This window comes from Ralstonia sp. RRA, assembly GCF_037023145.1.
In the GTDB taxonomy this organism is placed as follows: Bacteria; Pseudomonadota; Gammaproteobacteria; order Burkholderiales; family Burkholderiaceae; genus Ralstonia.
In genome coordinates this window covers 3,432,228-3,455,043 of record NZ_CP146091.1, presented here as the reverse complement: position 1 = coordinate 3,455,043, position 22,816 = coordinate 3,432,228, and the positions used below count along the sequence as shown (strand labels likewise).

The window sequence follows — 22,816 nt, the reverse complement described above, 5'->3', positions numbered from 1 at the left end:
CCATGCCGAATGTGCTGATCCTCGGTGGTCGCGCGCCCGCAGCGCTCGACCACGCCCGCCGGTTCGCCCACCAGGGGTGGACGGTCTGCATTGCCGACAGCATTCCTTGCCAGATCAGCGGGGCCTCCAAGGCCGTCAAGGCAACGCTGCGCATTGCACCGCCGCGTCATGCGCCGGCACAGTTCACGGCGGATCTCCAACGTATCGTGCGGGACCACGCCATCGATCTGGTAGTGCCGACGTGCGAAGAGGTGTTCTTCGTCTCGCGCTATCGGCATCACCTGCCGGCCCATGTGCGCGTACTAGCGGAGGACTTTGCCAAGCTGCGCGCGGTGCACAGCAAGTGGCAGTTCCTCACGCTCGCGCAGAACTGCGGGGCTGACGTGCCAGTCTCCGCGCGCGTGCAGACGCTGGACGAGGCACGCGCGTGGGCAGCGGGGCGGCCGATGGTGCTCAAGCCCGAGTTCTCGCGCTTTGGCGTGCATGTGCGGCTGTACCGCAACGGCATCCCTGACGATGCACCGCCGCTGGCGGACCTGGGCGCGTGGGTGGCGCAGACGCTGGTGCGCGGGCAGGAGTTCTGCTCGTACAGCGTGGTCGATCGCGGCCGGCTTCTGGCGCACGCGCTGTATCGCCCGGACTGGCGCATGTCGACCAGCGCGAGCTTCTACTTTGCCCCGGTGCGCATCGATGCCATCCGCACCTTCGTCGCCAACTTTGCACGCAAGCTCGACTTCACCGGGCAGCTCTCGTTCGACTGGATCCAGCAGGCCGACGGCCGTGTCAGCCCGCTCGAATGCAACCCGCGCGCAACCAGCGGCTGCCATCTGTTTGGCCCGGACGATGCGCTGCCTGCTGCACTGGCCGGCACGCTCGAAGGGTGCATCGAGCCGTCCCCCGGGCTGCCGCGCATGGTGGCGCCTGTCATGGCATCCGTGGGGCTGATGCATGCCCTGGCCACCGGCACGCTGCGCCAGTGGCGGCGCGACTGGCGCACTGCCGCCGATGTGCTGACCGTACCCGGCGATCGCGCGCCGCTGTGGGGCGCCGTGAGCGACATGGCCGCCTATGCGCGCCTGGCCCTCCAACAGCGCAGCAACATGCGCCAAGCCGCCACGCAAGACATCGAGTGGGACGGCGAGGCGCTGCCCGAGGTATGAACGCAGCCAACGCCGTGCCGCACGCGTGCTTTGCCGACAAGGCCGGCGCGTTCCTGCACGTGCATCGCGGGCGGGCGTCGTTGCCGTTTGTCGCCAACCTCGTCACGCAGATTGACGTGGTGGAGGCGGGCGGTTTGCCGCTGCCCGTCACCGTCAACAACAGCGACGACCGCGCCGACAACGCCTGGGTCTGCTCACCCATCACCACGTATGGGCGCTATGCGGCGGAAGAGTCCGAACGTTTGGCACCGCGTGTGCTGCGGCCCGTGTTGCGCGGCACGATTGGTTTGGCGGATGCATGGATGCGCCGTGCGGAGCTCGACCGCGCGGTCGCCGTCAACAACTGGCTGGTCAGCACGAACCTGTATCCGTCGGCGGCGACGTTTGACCTCGATGCGCTGGTGCGCACGTGCCGTGAGCGCTGGCCGGATCGGGCTATCTGGCTGCGTTCGCTCAACACGCTGCAGCATGCGGATTGGCTGCGCGCTGCTACGGCTGCCGGCTTTGCATTGATCCCCACGCGGCAGGTCTACGTGTTTCGTGATCTGCGCAATGCGCGACAGCATCAGAACCTGCGCCGCGATCTGCAGTGGCTGGCACGCACGCCGCTGGCCTTCGTACCGCATGACGCCTTCACCGACGCTGATTTCGCGCAGGCCGAGCGGCTGTATGCGCAGCTCTATCTCGACAAGTATTCCGCGCTTAACCCGCGCTACACGGCGGCGTTCATCCGTGCATGGCATGCGGCGGGGTTGCTTGAATGCGCAGGTTTCCGGGATGCGGATGGCGTGTTGCGCGCGGTGGTCGGCGTATTTGGCCAGGGGCCATTGTTGACTGCACCCCTCGTCGGCTATGACACCACGTGGCCGCAATCCGCCGGGCTGTATCGCCTGCTGATGGCGCATGTGCTGCGCACGACGATGGCGCGTGATGCGGAGCTGAACCTGAGCGCCGGCGCCGCGCACTTCAAGCGCTTGCGCGGTGGCGTGCCCGCCATTGAGATGAGCGCGGTGTACTGCCGCCACCTCCCCAAGACCACGCAGCGCGCCATTGCCGTGCTGCGTACCCTCACCACCCGGATCGGCGTGCCGATCATGCAACGCTTTCAGTTATGACTGCCTGGAACGCCACACTGCTGCGCGGTTGGTATCCCGTTGTCGAGGCGCAGCGTCTCACCACCCGGCCGATACGCGTGATGGTGTTCGGCCGCGCTGTGGTGCTCGCGCGTTTGCCGGACGGCAAGCTGCTGGCGCTGGATGACCGCTGCCCGCACCGGCATGTGCCGCTGTCGGACGGGCAGCTCGTGGGCGGCGCGCTGCAATGCAGGTACCACGGCTGGACCTTCGGTGCGGATGGGCGCTGCACCGCCATGCCCGGCCTGTGCCCGAGCGCCGCCGTACCGGCCGTGCAAGTGAATGCGTGGCACGCCTTCGAGCATGATGGGTTGATCTGGCTGAGCGCCCGCCCACCGGGAGAGACTGGCCCGACTGCGCTGCCGGCCTTCCTGAATCGCCTGCCGCCCGGCAGCCGCCGCTTTTTGTGGAGTGACCTTTGGCAAGCGCGCCCAGTGGATGCGCTGGAGAATTTTCTCGACCCACTGCACACCCATCTCGTGCATCCGGGCCTCGTGCGCAGCCATGCCGCGCGCCAGCCGGTGACGGTGGCGGTCACGCAATCCGCCGATGGCCTGCAGGTGGACTACACCGGCCAGGCGCAGCAAAGCGGCCTGCTGTATCGCCTGTTCGAATCGCCGCGCACGATGGAGCGCGCGCACTTCGGGGTGGCTGCTCCTGCCACGGCACAACTTGAATACCGCTACGCCAATGGCAGCGCGCTGTACTTCACGCTCCATTTCACGCCAGAGGACGAAATGCGCACCCGCGTGTTCGGCACGCTGCATGTGGAAAACCGCTGGGCGCCCGCATGGGCCGTGCGCTGGTTCGTCTGGCCGTTCCTGCGCCGCGTGGCTGAGCAGGACCGTCGCGTGGTCGAAGCACAGGCCGCTAACAGCACGCACTTTGGCCGGCAGGACGGCATTTCCACCGAGCTGGATCTCGTGCGACCGATGCTCGATGCGGTGTGGATGCCGAATGGCAAGCCGGCAGAGACCGGCGAGCAGGTGATGCAGATGTGGGTGTAGGGCCGGGTCGGGCTTGCCGGCTCCGGAATCGCCCTAGCTCTCTGCGCCCGCTTGCCGATGCGACAATCGCCACGGACCGCCGCACTCCGACGGCGGCCGCGCAAAGAGGATGCATCATGCACCGCACTCTGGTTGGCATTCGGGTGGCCGGCACCGTCGCTGTACTTGTCGGTTGCACCGGCGCGTTTGCCCAGGCATCGGCGCCGGCTGCGTCACCCGCTGCACCGGCCCCGCTCACACCGCAGCTCATCAACATGGGCAGCATGACGCCGGACGAAATCGGCCCCGTCATCGCCGAAATGGGCACGCTGCGCACCAGAACGCTGGTGAACGCCGCCAACGGCACCGTGGGCGTTCAGGTGGGTACGGTCGCCAAGCACACGCATACGTATTCGGACGAGATTCAATACGTAATGGCCGGCACGGCCACGTTCTGGCTCGATAACGCACCACGTGAGGTGCGGGCGGGGGATCTGATCGTCATCCCGCGCGGGGTGGTGCACGGCACGCTGACCACCAGCCCCGATTTCAAGGCCATGGCGATCAAGCTGCCGCCGCAGCGGGCAGGGGATACGCAAAAGGTGCCCTGAGCTGTACCGAGTATTGGCGTGGATCAGCCCGGGATAAAAACACCATCCCTTACAATGGCGCCCTCACAAGAGTCCAACGCCATGTCCGCACCGCTCGCCAACGACACCTTCCTGCGTGCCCTGCGCCGCCAGCCCACCGACTACACGCCGCTGTGGCTGATGCGCCAGGCCGGCCGCTACCTGCCCGAGTACAACGCCACGCGCGCCCGTGCCGGCAGCTTCCTGGGCCTGGCCAAGTCGCCGGCATATGCGACGGAAGTGACGCTGCAGCCGCTGGACCGCTTTCCGTTGGATGCAGCCATCCTGTTCTCCGACATCCTGACCGTGCCCGATGCCATGGGCCTGGGTCTGTCGTTCGCACAGGGCGAGGGCCCGCGTTTTGCCAAGCCGGTGCGCTCGGAAGCGGATGTGACCGCACTGTCGGTGCCGGACATGTCGTCGTTGCAGTACGTGTTTGACGCCGTGGCGGAAATCCGCCGCGCGCTCGTGCAGGACGGCCGCCAGCGCGTGCCGCTGATCGGCTTCTCGGGCAGCCCGTGGACGCTGGCCTGCTATATGGTCGAAGGCGGCGGTTCGGACGACTTCCGCACCGTCAAGTCGATGCTGTACGCGCGCCCGGACCTGATGCACCGCATCCTGGAGATCAACGCGCAGGCCGTGATCGACTACCTGAACGCCCAGATCGAGGCCGGCGCTCAGGCCGTGCAGGTGTTCGACACCTGGGGCGGCGCGCTGGCCGATGGCATCTATCACGAGTTCTCGCTGGCCTATATGCAGCGTGTGGTGGAAGGCATCCGCGCCGGGGCCGATGGCCAGCGCGTGCCGGTCATCCTGTTTACCAAGGGCGGCGGCCTGTGGCTTGAGGCGATGGCCGAGACCGGCGCCGACGCGGTGGGCGTGGACTGGACGGTCAACCTGCAACTCGCCCGCCAGCGCACCGGCGGCCGCGTCGCCCTGCAGGGCAATCTGGACCCGACCGTGCTGTTTGCGGAGCCCGAGGCCATTCGCGCGCAAGTCCGCCGCGTGCTGGAAGACTATGCCGCCAGCGGCGATAGTGACGGCCACATCTTCAACCTGGGCCACGGCATCTCGCAGTTCACGCCGCCCGAGGCGGTGACGGTGCTGGTGGACGAGGTGCACAGCTTCAGTCGTGCACTGCGCAAAAAAGTCGCGTAACAGAGTCATGGTGCAGTGCGATGGCGTTTGAATTGAGCCATCGCAGTGCGTGAAGCCGAGCGCATGGGTGGAACGCTCGCCGCTTTGGTGCAAAGAGGGTGAGCGTCTACTCGCATGCCTGGGCCCGCAGATTGGCCCCAAAGGGGTGTCAAGCGATTTATTTCGCGCACTTTGGTGCGTAACCTAACTGTCAAGACTTGACTTATGCACAAAGCTGTCGCGGCTGGTTTTTTTCGCGGCGCAACACAGTCGGGTTTGTGCGCTCATCGCATAAGTGTTTGATTTTTTTGAGGGAATGGCGCGCACGCTGAAATCGTGCAAGCCAGAAAAACGGCGGATTCATCGGCTTTCCCGGGCGCTGCGGGCGACTTTTCAACAAAGTTATCCACAGCCTGTGTGGATAGACCCAAAAATCGGCCACCGATCAGGGTGCCACCGCATAAACCTCAAGTGATACTTGAAGATTGAATCAGGCACGGCAATCACTGTGCTGGCAAGGTGAGACGGGCGCCGCGCTTTCCCCAGGTGCGTGATGCGCCGCTGCACCGCAACAATTCCTTTGCAATTCAACCGTTTGCCTCTCGGATGACCACCGCACAAGCCGACACCGTGTTTCCCGATGCCGTGGCGGGTACCGAGACCGCAGCCGCCATCGCACGGGTGGTGATCGACACGCCGCTCGATGCCGTGTTCGATTACCGGTGTGCGCAGCCGGTGTTGCCGGGGCAACTGGTGGTGGTGCCGTTCGGCAACCGCCGCGTGGTCGCATTGGTGGTGGAAACCGCCGCCACCACCGAGGTGCCGCAAGACAAGCTGCGTGATGTGGAACGCGTGCTCGACTGGGTGCCGCCGCTCAATGCCGAATGGCGCGCGCTGGCTGAATTCGCCGCCGGCTACTACCACCGCGCCCTGGGCGAAGTGACATTGCCAGCGCTGCCGCCGCTGTGGCGCACGCCCGGTAGCTGGGACAACCTCGCGCGCCAAGCTACCGAAACCGTCTATGTGATGCTGGAGCCCGCATCGACCGTCGGCGCCGCGTTGCTGGACAGCGTGCCCAAGCGCGCGACCGGCGCCATGCGGTTGGCCGAAGCGCTGACCGGCGACGGCGAGCTTTCCACCGGCGCCGCCGTCGCATTGCACGGGCAGGCGGTCGCCAAGCTGCGCGACTGGACCGCCGTCGGCTGGTTGCGCGCAGAACTGCGACCGAAGGCGCTGCTACCGCAACCGCTGGAATTGCCCGAACCGTCTGTCGCGCCCGCACTGAATGCCGAGCAGGTCGCCGCCGTGGCCGCCATCGCGCAGGGTGGCGCGAGCGGCACCTTCAGCCCGTTCCTGCTCTACGGCGTGACCGGCAGCGGCAAGACCGAGGTCTACCTGCACGCCATCGCCGATGCCCTGGCGCGCGATGCCAACGCGCAGGTGCTGATGCTGGTGCCGGAGATCAACCTGACACCGCAGTTGGAAGCGCGCATTGCCGTGCGTTTTCCCGGCGTGCCCATGGCGGCGCTGCACAGCGGACTGGCGGAGCAGCCGCGCGCACTGAACTGGCTCGCGGCCCATCGCGGCGAGGCGCGCATCGTGCTCGGCACGCGGCTGGCGATGCTGGCATCGCTGCCCAATCTGGCGCTCATTCTCGTCGACGAGGAGCACGACACGTCCTACAAGCAGCAGGAGGGCTTGCGCTACTCCGCGCGCGATCTGGCGTTGTGGCGGGCCAAGCAGCGCAACATCCCCGTCGTGCTGGGGTCGGCCACGCCGTCGCTGGAAACCTGGTGGCGCGCGGAGCAGAGCGCCACCACGCGCCTGACGCTGTCGCAGCGCGCACAAGCCGAGGCCGTGCTGCCGCGCGTGTCGCTCATCGACCTGAATCTGGAGCGGCGCGCCGGGCGCGAAATTCGCGATGGGCTGTCCAAACCGCTCGTCGACGCGATGGCCGATCGCCTCGCGCGTGGCGAGCAGAGCCTGCTGTTCCTGAACCGCCGGGGTTATGCGCCGGTGCTGTCCTGCGATGCGTGCGGCTGGCTGTCGGGTTGCCCGCGGTGCTCGGCGTACCTGGTGCTGCATAAACCGGAGCGGCGCCTGCGCTGCCACCACTGCGGTTACGAATCGCGCATTCCGCATCACTGCCCCGACTGCGGCAACGTCGATATCGCCCCGCTTGGGCGCGGCACGCAGCGCATCGAAGAGACCCTGGCTGAGCTGTTCCCGCAGGCCCGCGTCGCCCGTATCGACGCCGATTCCACCCGCCGCAAGGGCAGCGCCGAAGCGCTGTTCGATACCGTGCACGAAGGCAGCGTCGACATCCTGATCGGCACGCAGATGGTCGCCAAGGGGCATGACTTCCAGCGCGTGACGCTGGTGGGCGTAGTGGCGCCGGACCCTTCACTGTTCTCGCATGATTTTCGCGCTGGAGAGCACCTGTTTGCCTCGCTGATGCAGGTGGCCGGGCGCGCCGGACGTGCCGGGTTGGCGGGCGAGGTGCTGATTCAGACACGCTACCCGGATGCCCCCGCCTTGCAGGCGCTGGTGCGGCATGACTACGGTGGGTTCGCGCGCCAACTGCTGCATGAGCGCAAGCAGGCCGGGTTGCCGCCGTTTGCGTACCAGGCGCTGCTGACCACCGAGCACAAGGAAGTGGCGCGGGCGCTGGAGTTCTTGAAGGCTGCGCGGGAGTTGGGCGAAACGCTTATCGCGGAGCTGGGGGCGCCAGTGTTTATGCATGATCCGGTGCCGATGACGATGGTGCGGTTGGCCAACCGCGAGCGGGCGCAACTGCTCGTGGAGTCGGCCTCTCGCGCTGCGCTGCAGAAGCTGTTGTCGGCCTGGACTGACCGGTTTGGGGAGGTTGGGAAGACGGTGAAGGGCGTGCGGTGGCAGTTGGAGATTGATCCGCTGCGGATCTAGTTGCCGTTTGGCTTTGCTGGTTTTGGGCTTGGTGGTTTGCCTCCCTTTCGCCCCCCTGCCGGGGATGGACCACCCACGCCAAAACCCCAAAGTCCACCTACCCCCCCAAAAGCCACCCCAACACCACGTGCGGTTGCACCAAATCTACCCCCTTCGATGCAAGGGGTTTCACTAGGTTGCACCTTCAAATCCGTCGGGCGTATGATCCGCTTCGATTTGCCGGCCACAAGCTTTGGCAATGGCAGCTACGGATAGGAACCCACATGGCTACAACCACCCTCGGGGTCAAGCTGGACGATGCTTCGCGTGAACGCCTCAAGCGCGTCGCACAGTCCATTGACCGCACGCCGCATTGGCTGATCAAGCAGGCGATCTTCACGTATCTGGATCAAGTGGAGCGGGGGCAGCTGCCAACTGACGCAAACGGCACGGCGGCGGATGGCCTCCCGTCCGCCGCCGCAGCCGTCTCGGACGTGCACGAGGGCATGGGTGACGACACTGCGCCCGCGGTGCAACCGTTCCTCGAATTCGCACAGAGCGTGCAACCGCAATCGGTGCTGCGCGCTGCCATCACGGCCGCATACCGCCGGCCAGAAACCGAAGCCATTCCGATGTTGCTGGAGCAGGCCCGCTTGCCGGGTGCGCTCGCCTCGGAAGCCAAGCAGCTCGCCCGCAACCTCGCCGGCAAGCTGCGCGCACAAAAGGCCGGCACGGGCCGCGAGGGGCTGGTGCAAGGCCTGATTCAAGAATTCTCCCTGTCGAGCCAGGAAGGCGTGGCGCTGATGTGCCTGGCCGAAGCGCTGCTGCGCATTCCCGACAAGGCCACGCGCGATGCACTCATCCGCGACAAGATCAGCAACGGCAACTGGCACTCGCACCTGGGCCAGAGCCCGTCGCTCTTCGTGAACGCCGCCACGTGGGGCCTGCTGCTCACGGGCAAGCTGGTGGCCACGCACAACGAAGCCGGGCTGTCGAAGGCGCTTACGCGCATCATCGGCAAGAGTGGCGAGCCGCTGATCCGCAAGGGCGTGGACATGGCGATGCGCCTGATGGGCGAGCAGTTCGTCACCGGCGAGACCATTTCCGAAGCGCTGGCCAACGCGCGCAAGTTCGAGGCCGAAGGCTTCCGCTATTCCTACGACATGCTCGGCGAGGCCGCCATGACGGAGGAAGACGCCCAGCGCTATCTCGCGTCGTACGAACAGGCCATCCGCGCGATCGGGCAGGCCTCGGGCGGACGTGGCATCTACGAAGGGCCGGGCATCTCCATCAAGCTGTCGGCGCTGCATCCGCGCTATTCCCGCGCGCAGTACGACCGCACCATCAACGAGCTGTACCCGCGCGTGAAGGCGCTGGCGATGCTGGCGCGTGAATACGACATCGGCATCAACATCGATGCGGAAGAGGCCGACCGCCTGGAGCTGTCGCTCGATCTGCTGGAGCGCCTGTGCTTTGCGCCCGAACTGGCCGGCTGGAACGGCATCGGCTTCGTGGTGCAGGGCTATCAGAAGCGCTGCCCGTTCGTGCTCGACTTCATCATCGATCTGGCCCGCCGCAGCAAGCACCGCCTGATGATCCGCCTGGTGAAGGGCGCCTACTGGGACAGCGAGGTCAAGCGCGCCCAGGTGGAAGGCCTGGAGGGCTACCCGGTCTACACGCGCAAGGTCTACACGGATGTGTCGTACCTGGCGTGCGCGCGAAAGCTGCTGGCGGCGCCGGAAGCGATCTTCCCGCAGTTCGCCACGCACAACGCGCACACGCTGGCCGCGATCTACCAGATGGCCGGCCAGAACTATTACCCGGGCCAATACGAATTCCAGTGCCTGCACGGCATGGGCGAGCCGCTGTACGAGCAAGTCGTCGGCAACAAGCCCGGCAAGCTGAACCGCCCGTGCCGCATCTACGCCCCGGTCGGTACGCACGAAACACTCTTGGCTTACCTGGTGCGCCGTCTGCTGGAAAACGGCGCCAACACCTCGTTCGTGAACCGCATTGCGGACGAGTCGATTCCTCTGGACGACCTCGTCGCCGATCCGGTGGCGGTGGTGGAAAAGATGCACGCCGATGAAGGGACGCTCGGTATGCCGCATCCGAAAATTCCGCTGCCGCGCCACCTCTACGGTGACGTTCGCGCAAACTCGTCGGGCATTGACCTGGCGAACGAGCAGCGCCTGGCGTCGTTGTCGTCCGCCCTTCTTGCTGGCACCAGCACGGTCTGGACTGCCGAGCCGACGATCGGTGACGCATCGTACGTGGGCGGCACACCCCAACCGGTGCGCAACCCGTCGGACCTGCGCGATGTCGTTGGCCATGTGACCGAAGCCACCGAGGCCGACGTTGATGCCGCACTCGCTGCCGCAGCTGCTGCCGCGCCGATCTGGCAAGCCACGCCGCCTGAGGCGCGCGCCGCGCTGCTCGATCGCGCCGCCGACCTGATGGAAGGCGAGATGCAGCACCTGATGGGGCTGATCATCCGCGAGGCGGGCAAGACGCTGTCCAACGCCATCGCTGAAGTGCGTGAGGCGGTCGACTTCCTGCGCTACTACGCAGCCCAGGTGCGCGGTGGGTTCTCGAACGACACGCACCGCCCGCTAGGCCCGGTGGTCTGCATCAGCCCGTGGAACTTCCCGCTGGCGATCTTCACCGGCCAGGTGAGCGCGGCGCTCGCTGCCGGCAACCCGGTGCTGGCCAAGCCCGCCGAACAGACCCCGCTGATCGCCGCCCAGGCCGTGCGCATCCTGCGCGAAGCCGGCGTGCCGGCCGGTGCCGTGCAATTGCTGCCGGGCCGCGGTGAGACCGTCGGCGCCGCGCTGGTCAAGGACGTGCGCACCAAGGGCGTGATGTTCACCGGCTCGACCGAAGTCGCGCGCATTCTGCAGCGCACGCTGGCCGGCCGCCTGGATGCCAACGGCGCGCCGATCCCGCTGATTGCCGAGACCGGCGGCCAGAACGCGATGATTGTCGATTCGTCCGCGCTGGCCGAGCAGGTGGTGGCCGATGTGCTGTCGTCCGCGTTCGATTCCGCGGGCCAGCGTTGCTCGGCATTGCGCGTGCTGTGCGTGCAGGACGACGTGGCCGACCGCGTGCTCACAATGCTCAAGGGCGGCATGGCCGAACTGGCGATGGGCAATCCGGATCGCCTGTCGGTCGATGTCGGCCCCGTGATCGACGCCGAAGCGCGTGACAACATCGTCGGCCATATCGAAGCGATGCGCGCCAAGGGCCGTCGCGTGCATCAGACGCCCGTGCCAGAAGCCTGCGCGCACGGCACCTTCGTGCCGCCGACCGTGATCGAACTCGACAGCCTGTCGGACCTGACGCGCGAGATCTTCGGCCCCGTGCTGCACGTGGTGCGCTGGAAACGCTCGGCAGACAACGCCGGCCTGACCAAGCTGATCGAGCAGATCAACGGCACGGGCTACGGCCTGACGCTGGGCATCCACACGCGCATCGACGAGACCATCGCGCACGTGGTGGACCGCGCGCACGTCGGCAACCTGTATGTGAACCGCAATATCGTCGGCGCTGTGGTGGGCGTGCAGCCGTTCGGCGGCGAGGGCCTGTCGGGCACCGGCCCGAAGGCGGGTGGTCCGCTGTATCTGCTGCGTCTGTTGTCGACGTGCCCGCAGGACGGCATGCGCACCGCGCTGTCGCTCACGGCCGGCGCTGGCACCGAAGTCGACACCGATGCGCGCCGCGCGCTGCTGGCGCCGTTCGATGCACTGGCCGAATGGGCGGGCAAGCAATCGCCGGTGGCGCAGTCCGCCAACCTGGTGGCGCTGTGCGAACGCCTGGCCGCTGCCTCGGCCACCGGTGCCACGGCAACGCTGCCGGGCCCGACCGGCGAGCGCAACACCTACACGCTGCTGCCGCGCGAAGCGGTGCTGTGCGTGGCGGTGGATCCGGCCGACTGGCTGCGCCAACTGGCCGCCGTGCTGGCGGTCGGCAGCATGGCCGTGGTGCTGGAAAACCCTGCTGTGGAAGCCGTGTTGCGAGAGCTACCAGCGGCAGTACAATCGCGCGTCCGTGTGGTGCCGGCCTTGGATGGGGCCGAGTTCGACGCGGTGCTGCATCACGGCGATTCGGACCATCTGCGCGCCATCTGCGAAGGGCTGGCACGACGTGCCGGCCCGATCGTGGGGGTGCAAGGCCTGCCACACGGCGGGGAAGGGCTGGCGCTGGAGCGCCTGCTGATCGAGCGTTCGCTGTCGGTCAATACGGCCGCGGCGGGTGGCAACGCCAGTCTGATGACCATCGGCTGACGGGGAGCACGAGCAGGATTCGCAGCCCCATCCGCACGACACGTACGGATGGAGCGCGAAGCGGGAGGAGGGCGACGGCGATCCCGTCGCGCTATTGATCCAAATTGCGTTTGAACTAGGAGACGCACAAATGAAATTGAAGCAACTGTGCCTGGCAGCAGCCCTGTGCGCGCTGGGTAGCGCCGCATCGGCCCAAGAAGTCATCAAGCTGGGCTACGCTGGCCCGATGACCGGTCCTCAAGCCCAGTACGGCAAGGACATGCAGAACGGCCTGACGCTGGCCGTGGAAGAGTTCAACGCCACGCATCCGAAGATCGCTGGCAAGGAAGTGAAGTTCCAGCTGGTGTCGGAAGACGACCAGGCTGACCCGAAGACCGGTACCACCGTCGCGCAGAAGCTGGTGGACAACGGCATCAAGGGCATGCTGGGCCACTTCAACTCGGGCACCACCATCCCGGCCTCGCGCATCTACAACAACGCCGGCATCGCCCAGATCGCCATGGCAACGGCGCCGGAATACACGACGCAAGGCTACAAGACGACGTTCCGCATGATGACCTCCGACACCCAGCAGGGTTCGGTGGTTGGCGCGTTTGCCGTCAAGAAGCTGGGCTACAAGAACATCGCCATCGTCGATGACCGCACGGCCTACGGCCAAGGTCTGGCTGACCAGTTCGAGAAGGCTGCCAAGGCTGCCGGCGCCACGATCGTGCGTCGCGAGTACACCAACGACAAGGCTTCCGACTTCAAGGCCATCCTGACGCAGATCAAGGGCAAGAACCCGGACGCCGTGTTCTACGGCGGCGCGGAAGGCCAATCGGCACCGCTGATCAAGCAGATGCGCGAACTGGGCATGAAGGCCACGCTGATGTCGGGCGAAATGTCCAAGACCGACGACTTCATCAAGCTGGCCGGCCCGCAAGCGGCTGAAGGCATGGTGGCATCGCTGGCAGGCCTGCCGCTGGAGCAGATGCCGGGCGGCGCTGGCTACAAGGCGCGCTATGAGAAGCGCTTCGGCACGCCGGTGCAGACGTACTCGCCGTACGCCTACGATGGTGCCATGGCCCTGATGCAAGCCATGGTCAAGGCAGGCTCGTCCGATCCGCAGAAGTACCTGCCGATCCTGGCCGCGACCAACATGCAAGGCGTGACCGCCAAGCACTACGCCTACGACGACAAGGGCGACCTGAAGGACGGCGGCATCACCGTCTACAAGGTCACCGGTGGCAAGTGGGCACCGCTGGAAAGCGTGGGCGGCAAGTAAGCCCCCGTCGACCGGTTTCCGCTGTTTGCATGATGAAAACCGCCCTTCGGGGCGGTTTTTCTTTGTCCGGCCCTGACGGATGCAAACACGCTAATTCTGCGATCTTCATCAAACCTCTTTCATCTGATATCAAATATCGTGTAACGCGATCTCATCGCGTGTCAGTGCTTGGCTGACTTTCCCGCTCGGGTGCTTCGGGTACCATGTCGCCCATGACAGGACTTCACGATCTCTTCCCTTCGTGGCCCCCCGCACCGGGCGGCCTGTTCTGGATCGGGCTGGCGCTGGTGGGTGCAGCGCTGTGCGGCGAGTTTGCGCGCGTGGCGCTCAAGCTGCCGCGCATCGTCGGCTACGCGGTGGCGGGGCTGGCGGCCGGGGTGCTCGGCCGTCCGCTGATCGACGCCGAGATGCTCGACCAGACCCACATCCTGATCGAGATGGCGCTGGCGCTGGCGCTGTTCGAGCTGGGGCATCGGCTCTCGTTCGAGTGGCTGCGCGCCAACCGCTGGCTGCTGCTCACCAGTGGCTTCGAGAGCCTGCTGACCTGGGGCCTCGTCACCTGGGTGCTGCAACTGTTTGGCGTGGCAACACCGGTAGCGGTGGCAGCCGGTGCGATTGCGGTGGCGACCTCGCCCACGGTGCTGCTACAACTGAAGAACGAACTGCGCGCCGAAGGCCAGGTGACCGAACGGTTGCTTTCGCTGGGGGCGCTCAACAGCATCTACGCCAGCGTGCTGGTGCCGCTCACCGCCGGCTGGCTGCACAGCGAATACGGCCACTGGGCCGCCGCGTTGATCCACCCGCTCTATCTGCTGGCAGGCTCCGTGCTGCTCGCTTGGGTGGTCGGCAAGGCGGGCCATGCGCTGTATCACCGCATGGCGGGTGACGATCACTACGCGTTCCTGGTGCTGGTGGGCCTGGTGCTGTTTGCGCTGGCGATGGCCAAGCTGCTGAAGCTGTCGGTGCCGCTTACGCTGTTGCTGGCGGGCGTGGTGTTCAAGCACCAGGATGCGCACCCGCGCGTGTGGCCGTCGCACTTCGGCAGCGCGGGCAGCATCCTGATTGTGGTGATGATCGTGTCGCTTGGGCTGCCGATCACCGCATCGGACTGGGCCATCGGCGGGGTGGCGGCAGTGGCCCTCGTACTGGCGCGCTTTGTTGCCAAGTTGGCGGGGACGACGGCGCTGGGTTCGTTCTCGGGGCTGTCGATGCGCCAGAGCGTGGCCCTGGGCCTGGCGTTGGGGCCAATGTCGGGACTGTCATGGTTGCTGATGCACGATACGGCAGCGCTGTATCCGCAGACCGGCGCACCGCTGGCAGCCATCATCCTGTGCACACTGGCGATCCAGCAGATTGCTGCGCCCATCCTGACTGCGCGGTCGCTGCGCTGGGCCGGTGAGGTGCGTCAGGACAACGACAATCGCTAAGAGGTAGGCATGTCCCTCGAACCGTTCTCGAAATCCGAAGCCCTCACGTTTGGTGTTGAGCTGGAGCTGCAGCTCGTCAACCGTCACGACTACGACCTCGCCTCGGCATCGCCTGATCTCTTGCGCATGCTCAAGGGCAAGGAGTACCCCGGCGACATCAAGCCGGAGATCACCGACTCGATGATCGAGATCTCCACCGGCATCTGCCACAGCCACGACGAGGCACTGTGGCAGCTGCGCGAGATGCGCGACCGCATGGCCGAGGCCGCCACGGCGCTGAACATCGGCATCTGCGGGGGCGGCACACACCCGTTCCAGCAGTGGAGCCAGCGCCAGATTTCGCAGTCGCCGCGCTATCAGTACATCTCGGATCTGTACGGCTATCTGGCCAAGCAGTTCACCGTGTTCGGGCAGCACGTGCACATTGGCTGCCCGAACCCGGACGACGCGCTGTACCTGCTGCACGCCATGTCGCGCTACGTGCCGCACTTCATTGCGCTGGCCGCGTCGTCGCCGTTTGTGCAGGGCGTGGATACCGGGTTTGCTTCCGCGCGCATGAACTCGGTCAGCGCCTTCCCGATGTCGGGCCGCGCGCCGTTCGTGCTGACGTGGGATGCCTTCATCGCGTACTTCGACAAGATGCACGCCACCGGCGTGATCGAGAGCATGAAGGACTTCTACTGGGACATCCGTCCCAAGCCCGAATTCGGCACGATCGAAGTGCGCGTGATGGACACCCCGCTCACCGTTGAGCGCGCCGCCGCCATCGCCGCCTATATCCAGGCGCTGGGCCGCTGGCTGCTGCTGGATCGTCCGTTCACGCCGGTGGAAGACGACTACCTCGTCTACACCTTCAACCGCTTCCAGGCGTGCCGCTTCGGGCTTGCGGGCGAATACGTCGACCCGGCCACCGGCAACCGTGGCGCGTTGGCCGATCACATCCTGGAAACCAGCAAGGTGTTGTCGCATCACGCCGAGGCGCTATCGTCCGAAGGGGCGCTGGATATGGTGCGGGAGGTGGTGGAAGGGCGCGACACGGATGCCGAGTGGATCTGCCGTGCCCAAAACGAAACCCGCAACCTGCACGAGACCGTGCGACGTGGTTGCGGGCGGTGGACGCAGGCGGCAGCACAGCCTGCGTAGTCAGCGACGATCGATCAGTGGGCCGGGCGCACTGCCAACACGCGGCGCGCAAACGCCCAGCAGATCAGCGCGAACACAATCAGCCCCAGCCACTGCGCGGCGCCTTCAAACGAAGCGCCAACCATGGCCAGCGGGGCATCGCTACCCGTGGCGCCGATGATGGCCGCCATCAGCACGCCCACCAGGCTTTCGCCCACGATCAGGCCAGAGGCCAGCAGCACGCCGTGGCGGTTCGGGACTTCTGCATAGCGCTCGTACGGCACGCCGGCAGCTTGGGCACGCCTGGCGAGAATCTTCTCAATGACCCACGCCAGCACGGCACCGATCACCAGCGGCGCGCTCACCGTCGGCGGCAGGTAGATACCGATGCCCACGGCCAGCACCGGCAGCCGTGCCGCGCCACCGCGTCGCTTGAGCACCCAGTCGATGGCGATGAGGATGGCACCGACGATGGTGCCGGTAATCACCATGTTCCATTCCAGCTTGTGCGTGAAGATGCCGGTGGCGATGGCCGTCATCAGCGTGGCCTGCGGCGCGGACAGCGCCTGTGCGGCGTCCATGCCGGCACGCGGCAATGCACCCGGGAAGCCGTACGCGTTGTAGAGCAGTTCCAGCACCGGCGAGATGACCGCCGCACCCGCCACGCAGCCCACCAGCAACGCGACCTGCTGGCGCCACGGCGTTGCCCCGACCAGCCAGCCGGTCTTCAGATCCTGCAGGTTGTCGTTGGAGATGGTGGCCACCGCCACCACGGCCGACGTGGTGAAGATCGCCAGCGCAATGCCCAGCTTGCTGGCCTCGGGCGAACCCACGATGCCGTTGTCCGCGCCCACGGCCAACAGCAGCAGCGACACCAGCGTGATGGCGATCATGCCGATCCCCGAGATGGGGCTTGAGGACGAGCCGATCAGCCCGGCCATATAGCCGCACGCCGCCGCCACCAGAAAACCGAACACCACCGCAAACACCACCGCGCAGGTGATCAGCGTCCAGCGCGAGCCGGCCGACAGCATGGTCGGCGCCAGGAAGGCCGCGAAGGTGATGACCAGCACCACCACCATCGCCAGCGTGACCAGCAGGATCCAGCGCGGCGCCATGTCCTGCTCGGTACGCTGGCGGGCATCGCCTTGCGGGCGCAGGCTGCCGAACGAGCGCTTGACGCCTTGCACCACCGGGCCGATCAGCGTGCCGAGCGTCCACACGGCCGCCACCGCAATCACGCCCGCACCGATGAAGCGCACCTGTGTGCGCCAGACATCTGCACCGAAGGCGGCAAGCGCCTTGCCTTCCGGCATTGGCGTGATGGCGGTCAGATACGGCACGGCGATGCCCCAGGCGATCACTAAGCCCACCAGCATGGCCAACCCGCCCATCAGACCGATCAGGTAACCCGCACCCAGTAGCGCCGTGGAAAAGCCCAGCGGCAAGCGCACCACCGAGGCTCCTGCAGCGAACCACCAGCTCGCCCCTTCGCCCAGCACGCGCAGGCCGCTGGTCGCAAACGCAACGATGGCCGCAACAATGCCGCCCGCCGCCAGATCGCGCATGCCGGTGGCCGCCGGCACGGCATCGCCAGTGGCGGCCTGTGTGCCATCAGCGGAGTGACCGCTGCCCACGCGCAGGATTTCTGCTGCGGCCACGCCTTCGGGGTAGGGCAGATCGCTCTGCACCACCATGGCGTGGCGCAGCGGAATCGTGAACACCACGCCCAGCATGCCGCCGGCCATGCACACACCAAACGTTTGCCAGAACGGAAAGCCCTGCCAGTGGCCGATCATCACCAGGCCCGGCAAAACAAAGATGATGGAAGACAGCGTCCCGGCTGCAGACGCCTGCGTCTGCACCATGTTGTTCTCGAGGATGTTGGTGCCGCCGAGCATGCGCAGCACCGCCATCGAGATCACGGCGGCGGGAATCGCTGATGAGAACGTCAGGCCGACCTTCAGGCCCAGGTACACGTTCGAAGCGGTGAAGATCACGGTGATGACGGCGCCGAGGATCATGCCGCGCAGTGTCAACTCCGGCAGAGTGGCTGCCGGTGTGTGCTTGAGAGGATGAGGAGATTGCATCCTGCGGGTCTCCGATGAGGGTTTTTGTGGCCCGGATTATAGGAGGGGCGGGATGCGACGGGACGAATGATTTGTTTTGAGCTTCTTCTAAATTGCGTGCGGGAGCACGGCGGATCCGTGGGTGGTCGTCTTCGATGGGAAGCGGGCTTGTGCAGCGCACATCGACACGCGGCAACACCGGCTGTTCAACCGAAGCTCAAGGCCGCCAGAGTGTCGCGTGTTCCGGGCGCAGATCTCGATCCAGTACGGCCTTCAGGTCGCAGACCACAAACCGCGCGTGAGGCTTGGCCAGCGATGTAATCAAACGCCAGCCGCAGTCCCGATATTCGGCATGCGGCACCGCCAGTACGATGGCATCGGCAGGCTCGGCCTCGGCCAGCGGGGTCAGGTGGAGGCCATACGCCTCTGCCACCTGGTCGCTGTTGGCCAGCGGATCAACGATCTGCGTGCGGATACCCAGCCTGTTGAGCGCTTTGACGATGTCGATCACTTTCGAGTGGCGAACGTCGGGCACGTCTTCCTTGAGCGTAGCGCCAAGCACCGTCACGATGGCCTGCGGATGCAGCAGGTGGCGTTTCGTCATCCAGTGGAGCAACTGGTCAACAACGAACTGCGCCATGCCATCGTTGGTTTCGCGCGCAGACAAGATCAGGCTTGCATTGAACCCGGGGGGGATCGCCCCGTGCATCAGGTAATGCGGATCGACCGAAATGCCGTGACCGCCAACCAGGCCTGGCCGGAAATCCACGAAGTTCCACTTGCTGCGCGCCGCGTCCAGGACGTCATACGTATCCACACCGAGCGTGCTGAGTTGCTGTGACACCTCATTCATCAGTGCGATGTTCACGTCGCGCTGCGTGTCTTCCAACACCTTGGCAGCCTCAGCCACCTTGATGCTCTTGGCTGGATGCACGTGTGTGATCACGCTGTAGAGCTTTACCAGCGTGTCACGCGTCTGCGGCGTATCTCCCGAAACAATCTTGGTGACGGTGGTGAGCGTGTGCTCGCGATCACCCGGATTGATGCGCTCGGGCGAGTAGCCGACGTGGAAGTCATGCAAGTGCTTCAAACCGCTGTGCCGTTCGAGCAGGGGGATGCATACGTCTTCGGTCACGCCAGGGTAGACCGTGCTCTCGTACACGACGATCGCACCACGCCTCATGTGCCGGCCCACCTCGGCGGACGCTTGCTCCAAGGGGCGGAGGTCTGGTACCCGATCCTCGTCGACTGGGGTCGGCACGGCGACGATGATGATGTCGGCCTGCTTAAGTACCGATGCATCCGTGGTCAGTTGTATTGGCGCGCTCAGCAACGCATCGCGAGAGAGCTCGCTGGTGCGGTCGTAGCCTTCGCGCAACTCCGCCACCCGCGTGGCGTCGATATCCACGCCCCACACACGGAAATGCCCTGAGAGTGCATGTGCCAGTGACGCACCGACGTAGCCGAGGCCGACAACGGCGACGCAGTGCGGTGTCGGCGCAGTTTCAATTGGGGCTGCGCCGTGGATGGGAGATGCGGGGGCAACAAGGCGTGGCGCTAAGACCGAAGATTTTTCGCGAGAAGGCATTGAGTTTCGCTCATAACGGAGTGCGGCCGCATACGACGAGGGCGTCCCTTGAGGGGTTCTCTAGAGCAAGCGGACGACCCGATCGAGCAGGCTGATCCTGTCGCGACACATTGACTCGGGCGGCACGGGATTGAACGTGTCAGACGTTATGCCCAGGCAACATGTGCGTGTATGAGAATGCTCCGATGTTGGGGCGTGTTTGCGTGAAGTCTCGTGTCGTGAACGTTGAGCGACCACCTCAAACAAGCAAAACGGCCAAACCGCCAAGCCCCCGAGCAACAACACTCGCGAACCAACGGTTTGGCCGTTCCCGCCCTATGCGGCACCTTTCTTGACTGACTTTCTTTAGCAGCAAGACAAAGAAACCCCGGCAGGCGATGAAACAAGGGATGGACCACCAAGGCCCAAGCCCAAATCAGCACTCCACAATATTCACGGCCAACCCACCGCGCGCGGTTTCCTTGTACTTCGTCTTCATATCTGCGCCGGTCTCGCGCATGGTCTTGATGACGGAGTCGAGCGACACATAGTGCGTGCCGTCGCCGCGCAGTGCCATGCGCGCGGCATTCACGGCCTTCACGGAAGCCATCGCATTGCGCTCGATACACGGAATCTGCACCAGCCCGCCGACGGGGTCGCAGGTCAGGCCGAGGTTGTGCTCCATGCCGATTTCAGCTGCGTTCTCAACCTGCGCAGGCGTGCCGCCCAGCACGGCAGCCAGCGCCCCAGCAGCCATTGAACACGCCACGCCCACTTCACCCTGGCAACCCACTTCCGCACCGGAGATGGACGCATTCATCTTGTAGAGCATGCCGATCGCACCTGCTGTGAGCAGGAAATCCACGATGCCGTTGTCATTCGCGCCGGGCACGAAGCGATCGTAGTAATGCATCACCGCCGGGATGATGCCCGCCGCGCCGTTGGTGGGGGCCGTGACCACACGCCCGCCTGCCGCGTTCTCTTCATTGACGGCGATGGCGTACAGGTTCACCCAGTCGATCACCGACAGCGGATCGGACAGCGTGCGCTCGGCCTGCCCGGTCAGCCGTGAATACAACTCAGCCGCACGACGGCGCACATGGAACGGGCCAGGCAGCTCGCCTTCCGTGCGGCAGCCGCGCGCCACGCACGCCTGCATCACATGCCAGATATTGAGCAGGCCAGCGCGCACTTCAGCTTCGGTGCGCCAGGTCAGTTCGTTCTCGAGCATCAACCGGGCGATGGACTTGCCCGTTGCTTCGCACATCGTCAGCAGATCTTTGCCGCTGCGAAACGGATGCGGCAACTGGTCATGCGCAGAGAGCACCTGCGTATTCGGCGCGCCGGCCGTCACGACAAAGCCGCCGCCAACCGACAGATAGCGCGCCTCACGCAGGCGCTCACCAGCGGCATCGAAGGCATGGAATTTCATACCGTTCGGATGCTCGGCCATCGCCTCGCGGCGGTAGAAAGCGATGTGCTCCTTCTCCGTAAAGCGCACCGCGTGACGGCCCAGCAGCGACAGCGACTGCGATTTACGCAGTTCCGCCAGCTTGCTGTCGATGGTGTCGGGGTCGATGGTGTCCGGCGCCTCGCCCATCAGGCCGAGGATGACACCGCGATCGGTACCGTGGCCCTTGCCAGTGGCGCCGAGGGAGCCATACAGCTCCACGCGCACGCTGGTCACTTGCGGCATCAGCCCATCGGCTTCGAGAGCCGAGGCGAACATCAGCGCGGCGCGCATCGGGCCGACGGTGTGCGAGCTGGACGGGCCGATGCCAATCTTGAAGAGGTCGAAAACAGAAACAGCCATGGGGTAAGGCTCCGGGGGGCGTTAGGGTGCAAGTTGGCTTTTGGCCACTTGCACTGGGTTATGCGTACCCGCTGTTGAAATTGTGCGCCGATCAGCGGGCCGCGCACAGCGCCAGCCAATCGGGCGCAGTGGCAGCCAGCCGTTCGGCCAGCGGGCGGTAATTCGGGTCTAGCCGCGCAGCCTGCCAGTACAGCGTGCCGGCGCTCTTCGGCTCCCACAGTCCGGAGAAGCCGGGCAGGCCAGCATCAGCACGCTTCTTGTCAAAGGCGACGTGCGAGTGGACGTATTCCTCATGCGTGCGGCTGCCGTCGGCATACGGCGTGAGCCAATCGATGGCGGCAGCCAACGTGGCGCCGTTGCTCGCGCGCTCGCGCAGCCAGTGCTGGCCGAATGGCTGCACGGCAATCGCGGCCATCGTCAACGGCTCCAAGTCGTAGACGACGTAGTGCAGCGCATCGCGGTCTTCAAAGTCTTCTACCGAGCCGTCCGGGCGCACGTTGTTGGCAAGCTGCTGCAGGAACAGGCGATGTGTCTGCTCAATCAGCGCGCGGTCGCCCAGCGCGGCGGCCGACATCGCCATCAGCTTGATGCGGTGGCTCTGCCAGTTGTTGATCCACGTGTGGGAAAGCGGCTGGCGGGCGGCGTCCGTGCGCCCGATGTAGCCCTCGGCCAGCGTGCGCAGGAAGCGTTGCGTCTCTTCCCGCGTGCCCGGCGTCAGGCCGTCACGCGCGAGTGTGTAGGCCTGAATCAACGCATCGAACTTCGTTTCGTCGATCGGGTTGAAGCTCGGTACGTAGGTGCCGACCCACGCGTGCAGGAAGGTGTCGACCTGCTCGGCGAAGCGCTTGTCGCGGGTGAGTCGCCAGGCCAGCGCGGCGTCGCGCATGACGGGGAAGTCACGCGCGGCGACCACGGATTCATCGTAGATGCCCTGATGCGGCAGCGTGCCTTCGGTGTGCAGGCGCGGCAGCGGATGCGGGGTCTGCCCAAGGTGCTCCGTTGCGCGGGCAATCAGCTTGGCGGCAGCCGGGTCGCCGGACTGCGCGGGCGAAACGCGGCGCCAGTCGTGCGTCGAGCTGGCCAGATTGTGTGCACCGGCATACACAGATGCCGCTGCTCCCGCTTGTGTCGGCGAGCACGCACTGCACACCGCAACAGCGGCAGCACAGGCAAGCAGACGAAGGAGCGGGGCGCGGTGGAGCATCGGCATGGAAGGGTCCCGTCGATCAGGTGAACTGTCGTCACCTTAAACGGCGAAGCGCCCGAAAGCGCCGGTTGTCAAAACGGGTTACAGCGATTGCGCTCGGTTACATGTGACGCGG

The 22,816-nt window shown here is 65.7% G+C and carries 14 protein-coding genes; 10 read left to right on the top strand and 4 right to left on the bottom strand.

What is annotated here, in order from left to right:
• Nucleotides 1-2: 2 nt before the first annotated feature.
• From V6657_RS16565 to V6657_RS16520, 10 genes are all read left to right on the top strand, one after another.
• The gene (locus V6657_RS16565) at nucleotides 3-1,160 is read left to right on the top strand and encodes a hypothetical protein (protein WP_048935649.1); all 1,158 of its coding nucleotides are present in this window, start codon (nucleotides 3-5) and stop codon (nucleotides 1,158-1,160) included.
• A complete protein-coding gene (locus V6657_RS16560; RefSeq protein ID WP_048935648.1) occupies nucleotides 1,157-2,275 on the top strand; it encodes a hypothetical protein in 1,119 nt (372 codons plus the stop codon). The genes V6657_RS16565 and V6657_RS16560 overlap by 4 nt, the downstream gene beginning before the upstream one ends.
• Nucleotides 2,272-3,300: a Rieske 2Fe-2S domain-containing protein gene (locus tag V6657_RS16555; RefSeq protein WP_048935647.1), complete on the top strand. Its 1,029-nt coding sequence runs from the start codon at nucleotides 2,272-2,274 to the stop codon at nucleotides 3,298-3,300. The genes V6657_RS16560 and V6657_RS16555 overlap by 4 nt, the downstream gene beginning before the upstream one ends.
• Before the next feature lie 116 nt (nucleotides 3,301-3,416).
• A complete protein-coding gene (locus tag V6657_RS16550; RefSeq protein WP_048935646.1) occupies nucleotides 3,417-3,890 on the top strand; it encodes a cupin domain-containing protein in 474 nt (157 codons plus the stop codon).
• 81 nt (nucleotides 3,891-3,971) lie between these two features.
• Nucleotides 3,972-5,066, top strand: coding sequence for a uroporphyrinogen decarboxylase (gene hemE, locus V6657_RS16545; protein ID WP_048935747.1), 1,095 nt, complete (start codon nucleotides 3,972-3,974; stop codon nucleotides 5,064-5,066).
• Between the two features lie 585 nt (nucleotides 5,067-5,651).
• Complete coding sequence (locus tag V6657_RS16540; RefSeq protein ID WP_048935746.1) at nucleotides 5,652-7,970, top strand: primosomal protein N'; 2,319 nt, start codon at nucleotides 5,652-5,654, stop codon at nucleotides 7,968-7,970.
• A 263-nt stretch (nucleotides 7,971-8,233) separates the two neighbouring features.
• Entirely contained in the window at nucleotides 8,234-12,232 is a 3,999-nt protein-coding gene (putA, locus tag V6657_RS16535) for a trifunctional transcriptional regulator/proline dehydrogenase/L-glutamate gamma-semialdehyde dehydrogenase (protein WP_048935645.1), read from the top strand.
• Nucleotides 12,233-12,362: 130 nt separating this feature from the next.
• Entirely contained in the window at nucleotides 12,363-13,496 is a 1,134-nt protein-coding gene (locus V6657_RS16530; protein ID WP_048935644.1) for a branched-chain amino acid ABC transporter substrate-binding protein, read from the top strand.
• Between the two features lie 203 nt (nucleotides 13,497-13,699).
• Nucleotides 13,700-14,923 carry a cation:proton antiporter gene (locus V6657_RS16525; RefSeq protein ID WP_048935643.1) on the top strand — a complete coding sequence of 408 codons (1,224 nt, stop codon included), beginning with the start codon at nucleotides 13,700-13,702 and terminating at the stop codon, nucleotides 14,921-14,923.
• 9 nt (nucleotides 14,924-14,932) lie between these two features.
• Complete coding sequence (locus tag V6657_RS16520) at nucleotides 14,933-16,066, top strand: YbdK family carboxylate-amine ligase (protein WP_048935642.1); 1,134 nt, start codon at nucleotides 14,933-14,935, stop codon at nucleotides 16,064-16,066.
• A gap of 14 nt (nucleotides 16,067-16,080) precedes the next feature.
• On the opposite strand, the gene V6657_RS16515 is transcribed toward V6657_RS16520, so the two are convergent.
• The 4 genes from V6657_RS16515 to V6657_RS16500 form a co-directional block, all read right to left on the bottom strand.
• Complete coding sequence (locus tag V6657_RS16515; protein ID WP_048935641.1) at nucleotides 16,081-18,135, bottom strand: oligopeptide transporter, OPT family; 2,055 nt, start codon at nucleotides 18,133-18,135, stop codon at nucleotides 16,081-16,083.
• Nucleotides 18,136-18,331: 196 nt separating this feature from the next.
• Complete coding sequence (locus tag V6657_RS16510) at nucleotides 18,332-19,702, bottom strand: nucleotide sugar dehydrogenase (protein WP_082170301.1); 1,371 nt, start codon at nucleotides 19,700-19,702, stop codon at nucleotides 18,332-18,334.
• A 415-nt stretch (nucleotides 19,703-20,117) separates the two neighbouring features.
• Nucleotides 20,118-21,494 (bottom strand): L-serine ammonia-lyase, encoded by a 1,377-nt coding sequence (locus V6657_RS16505; RefSeq protein ID WP_048935640.1) that lies wholly within the window; start codon nucleotides 21,492-21,494, stop codon nucleotides 20,118-20,120.
• Between the two features lie 91 nt (nucleotides 21,495-21,585).
• Nucleotides 21,586-22,704 (bottom strand): alginate lyase family protein, encoded by a 1,119-nt coding sequence (locus V6657_RS16500; RefSeq protein ID WP_053166420.1) that lies wholly within the window; start codon nucleotides 22,702-22,704, stop codon nucleotides 21,586-21,588.
• Nucleotides 22,705-22,816 lie beyond the last annotated feature (112 nt).

Excerpts from the sequence above, each read along its gene's own strand:
- V6657_RS16555 (WP_048935647.1), top strand. The coding sequence starts at position 2,272 with ATGACTGCCTGGAACGCCACACTGCTGCGCGGTTGGTATCCCGTTGTC.
- V6657_RS16520 (WP_048935642.1), top strand. The coding sequence starts at position 14,933 with ATGTCCCTCGAACCGTTCTCGAAATCCGAAGCCCTCACGTTTGGTGTT.
- V6657_RS16510 (WP_082170301.1), bottom strand. The coding sequence starts at position 19,702 with ATGCCTTCTCGCGAAAAATCTTCGGTCTTAGCGCCACGCCTTGTTGCC.
- hemE (WP_048935747.1), top strand. The coding sequence starts at position 3,972 with ATGTCCGCACCGCTCGCCAACGACACCTTCCTGCGTGCCCTGCGCCGC.
- V6657_RS16530 (WP_048935644.1), top strand. The coding sequence starts at position 12,363 with ATGAAATTGAAGCAACTGTGCCTGGCAGCAGCCCTGTGCGCGCTGGGT.
- V6657_RS16525 (WP_048935643.1), top strand. The coding sequence starts at position 13,700 with ATGTCGCCCATGACAGGACTTCACGATCTCTTCCCTTCGTGGCCCCCC.
- putA (WP_048935645.1), top strand. The coding sequence starts at position 8,234 with ATGGCTACAACCACCCTCGGGGTCAAGCTGGACGATGCTTCGCGTGAA.
- V6657_RS16550 (WP_048935646.1), top strand. The coding sequence starts at position 3,417 with ATGCACCGCACTCTGGTTGGCATTCGGGTGGCCGGCACCGTCGCTGTA.
- V6657_RS16505 (WP_048935640.1), bottom strand. The coding sequence starts at position 21,494 with ATGGCTGTTTCTGTTTTCGACCTCTTCAAGATTGGCATCGGCCCGTCC.
- V6657_RS16565 (WP_048935649.1), top strand. The coding sequence starts at position 3 with ATGCCGAATGTGCTGATCCTCGGTGGTCGCGCGCCCGCAGCGCTCGAC.
- V6657_RS16540 (WP_048935746.1), top strand. The coding sequence starts at position 5,652 with ATGACCACCGCACAAGCCGACACCGTGTTTCCCGATGCCGTGGCGGGT.
- V6657_RS16515 (WP_048935641.1), bottom strand. The coding sequence starts at position 18,135 with ATGCAATCTCCTCATCCTCTCAAGCACACACCGGCAGCCACTCTGCCG.
- V6657_RS16560 (WP_048935648.1), top strand. The coding sequence starts at position 1,157 with ATGAACGCAGCCAACGCCGTGCCGCACGCGTGCTTTGCCGACAAGGCC.
- V6657_RS16500 (WP_053166420.1), bottom strand. The coding sequence starts at position 22,704 with ATGCCGATGCTCCACCGCGCCCCGCTCCTTCGTCTGCTTGCCTGTGCT.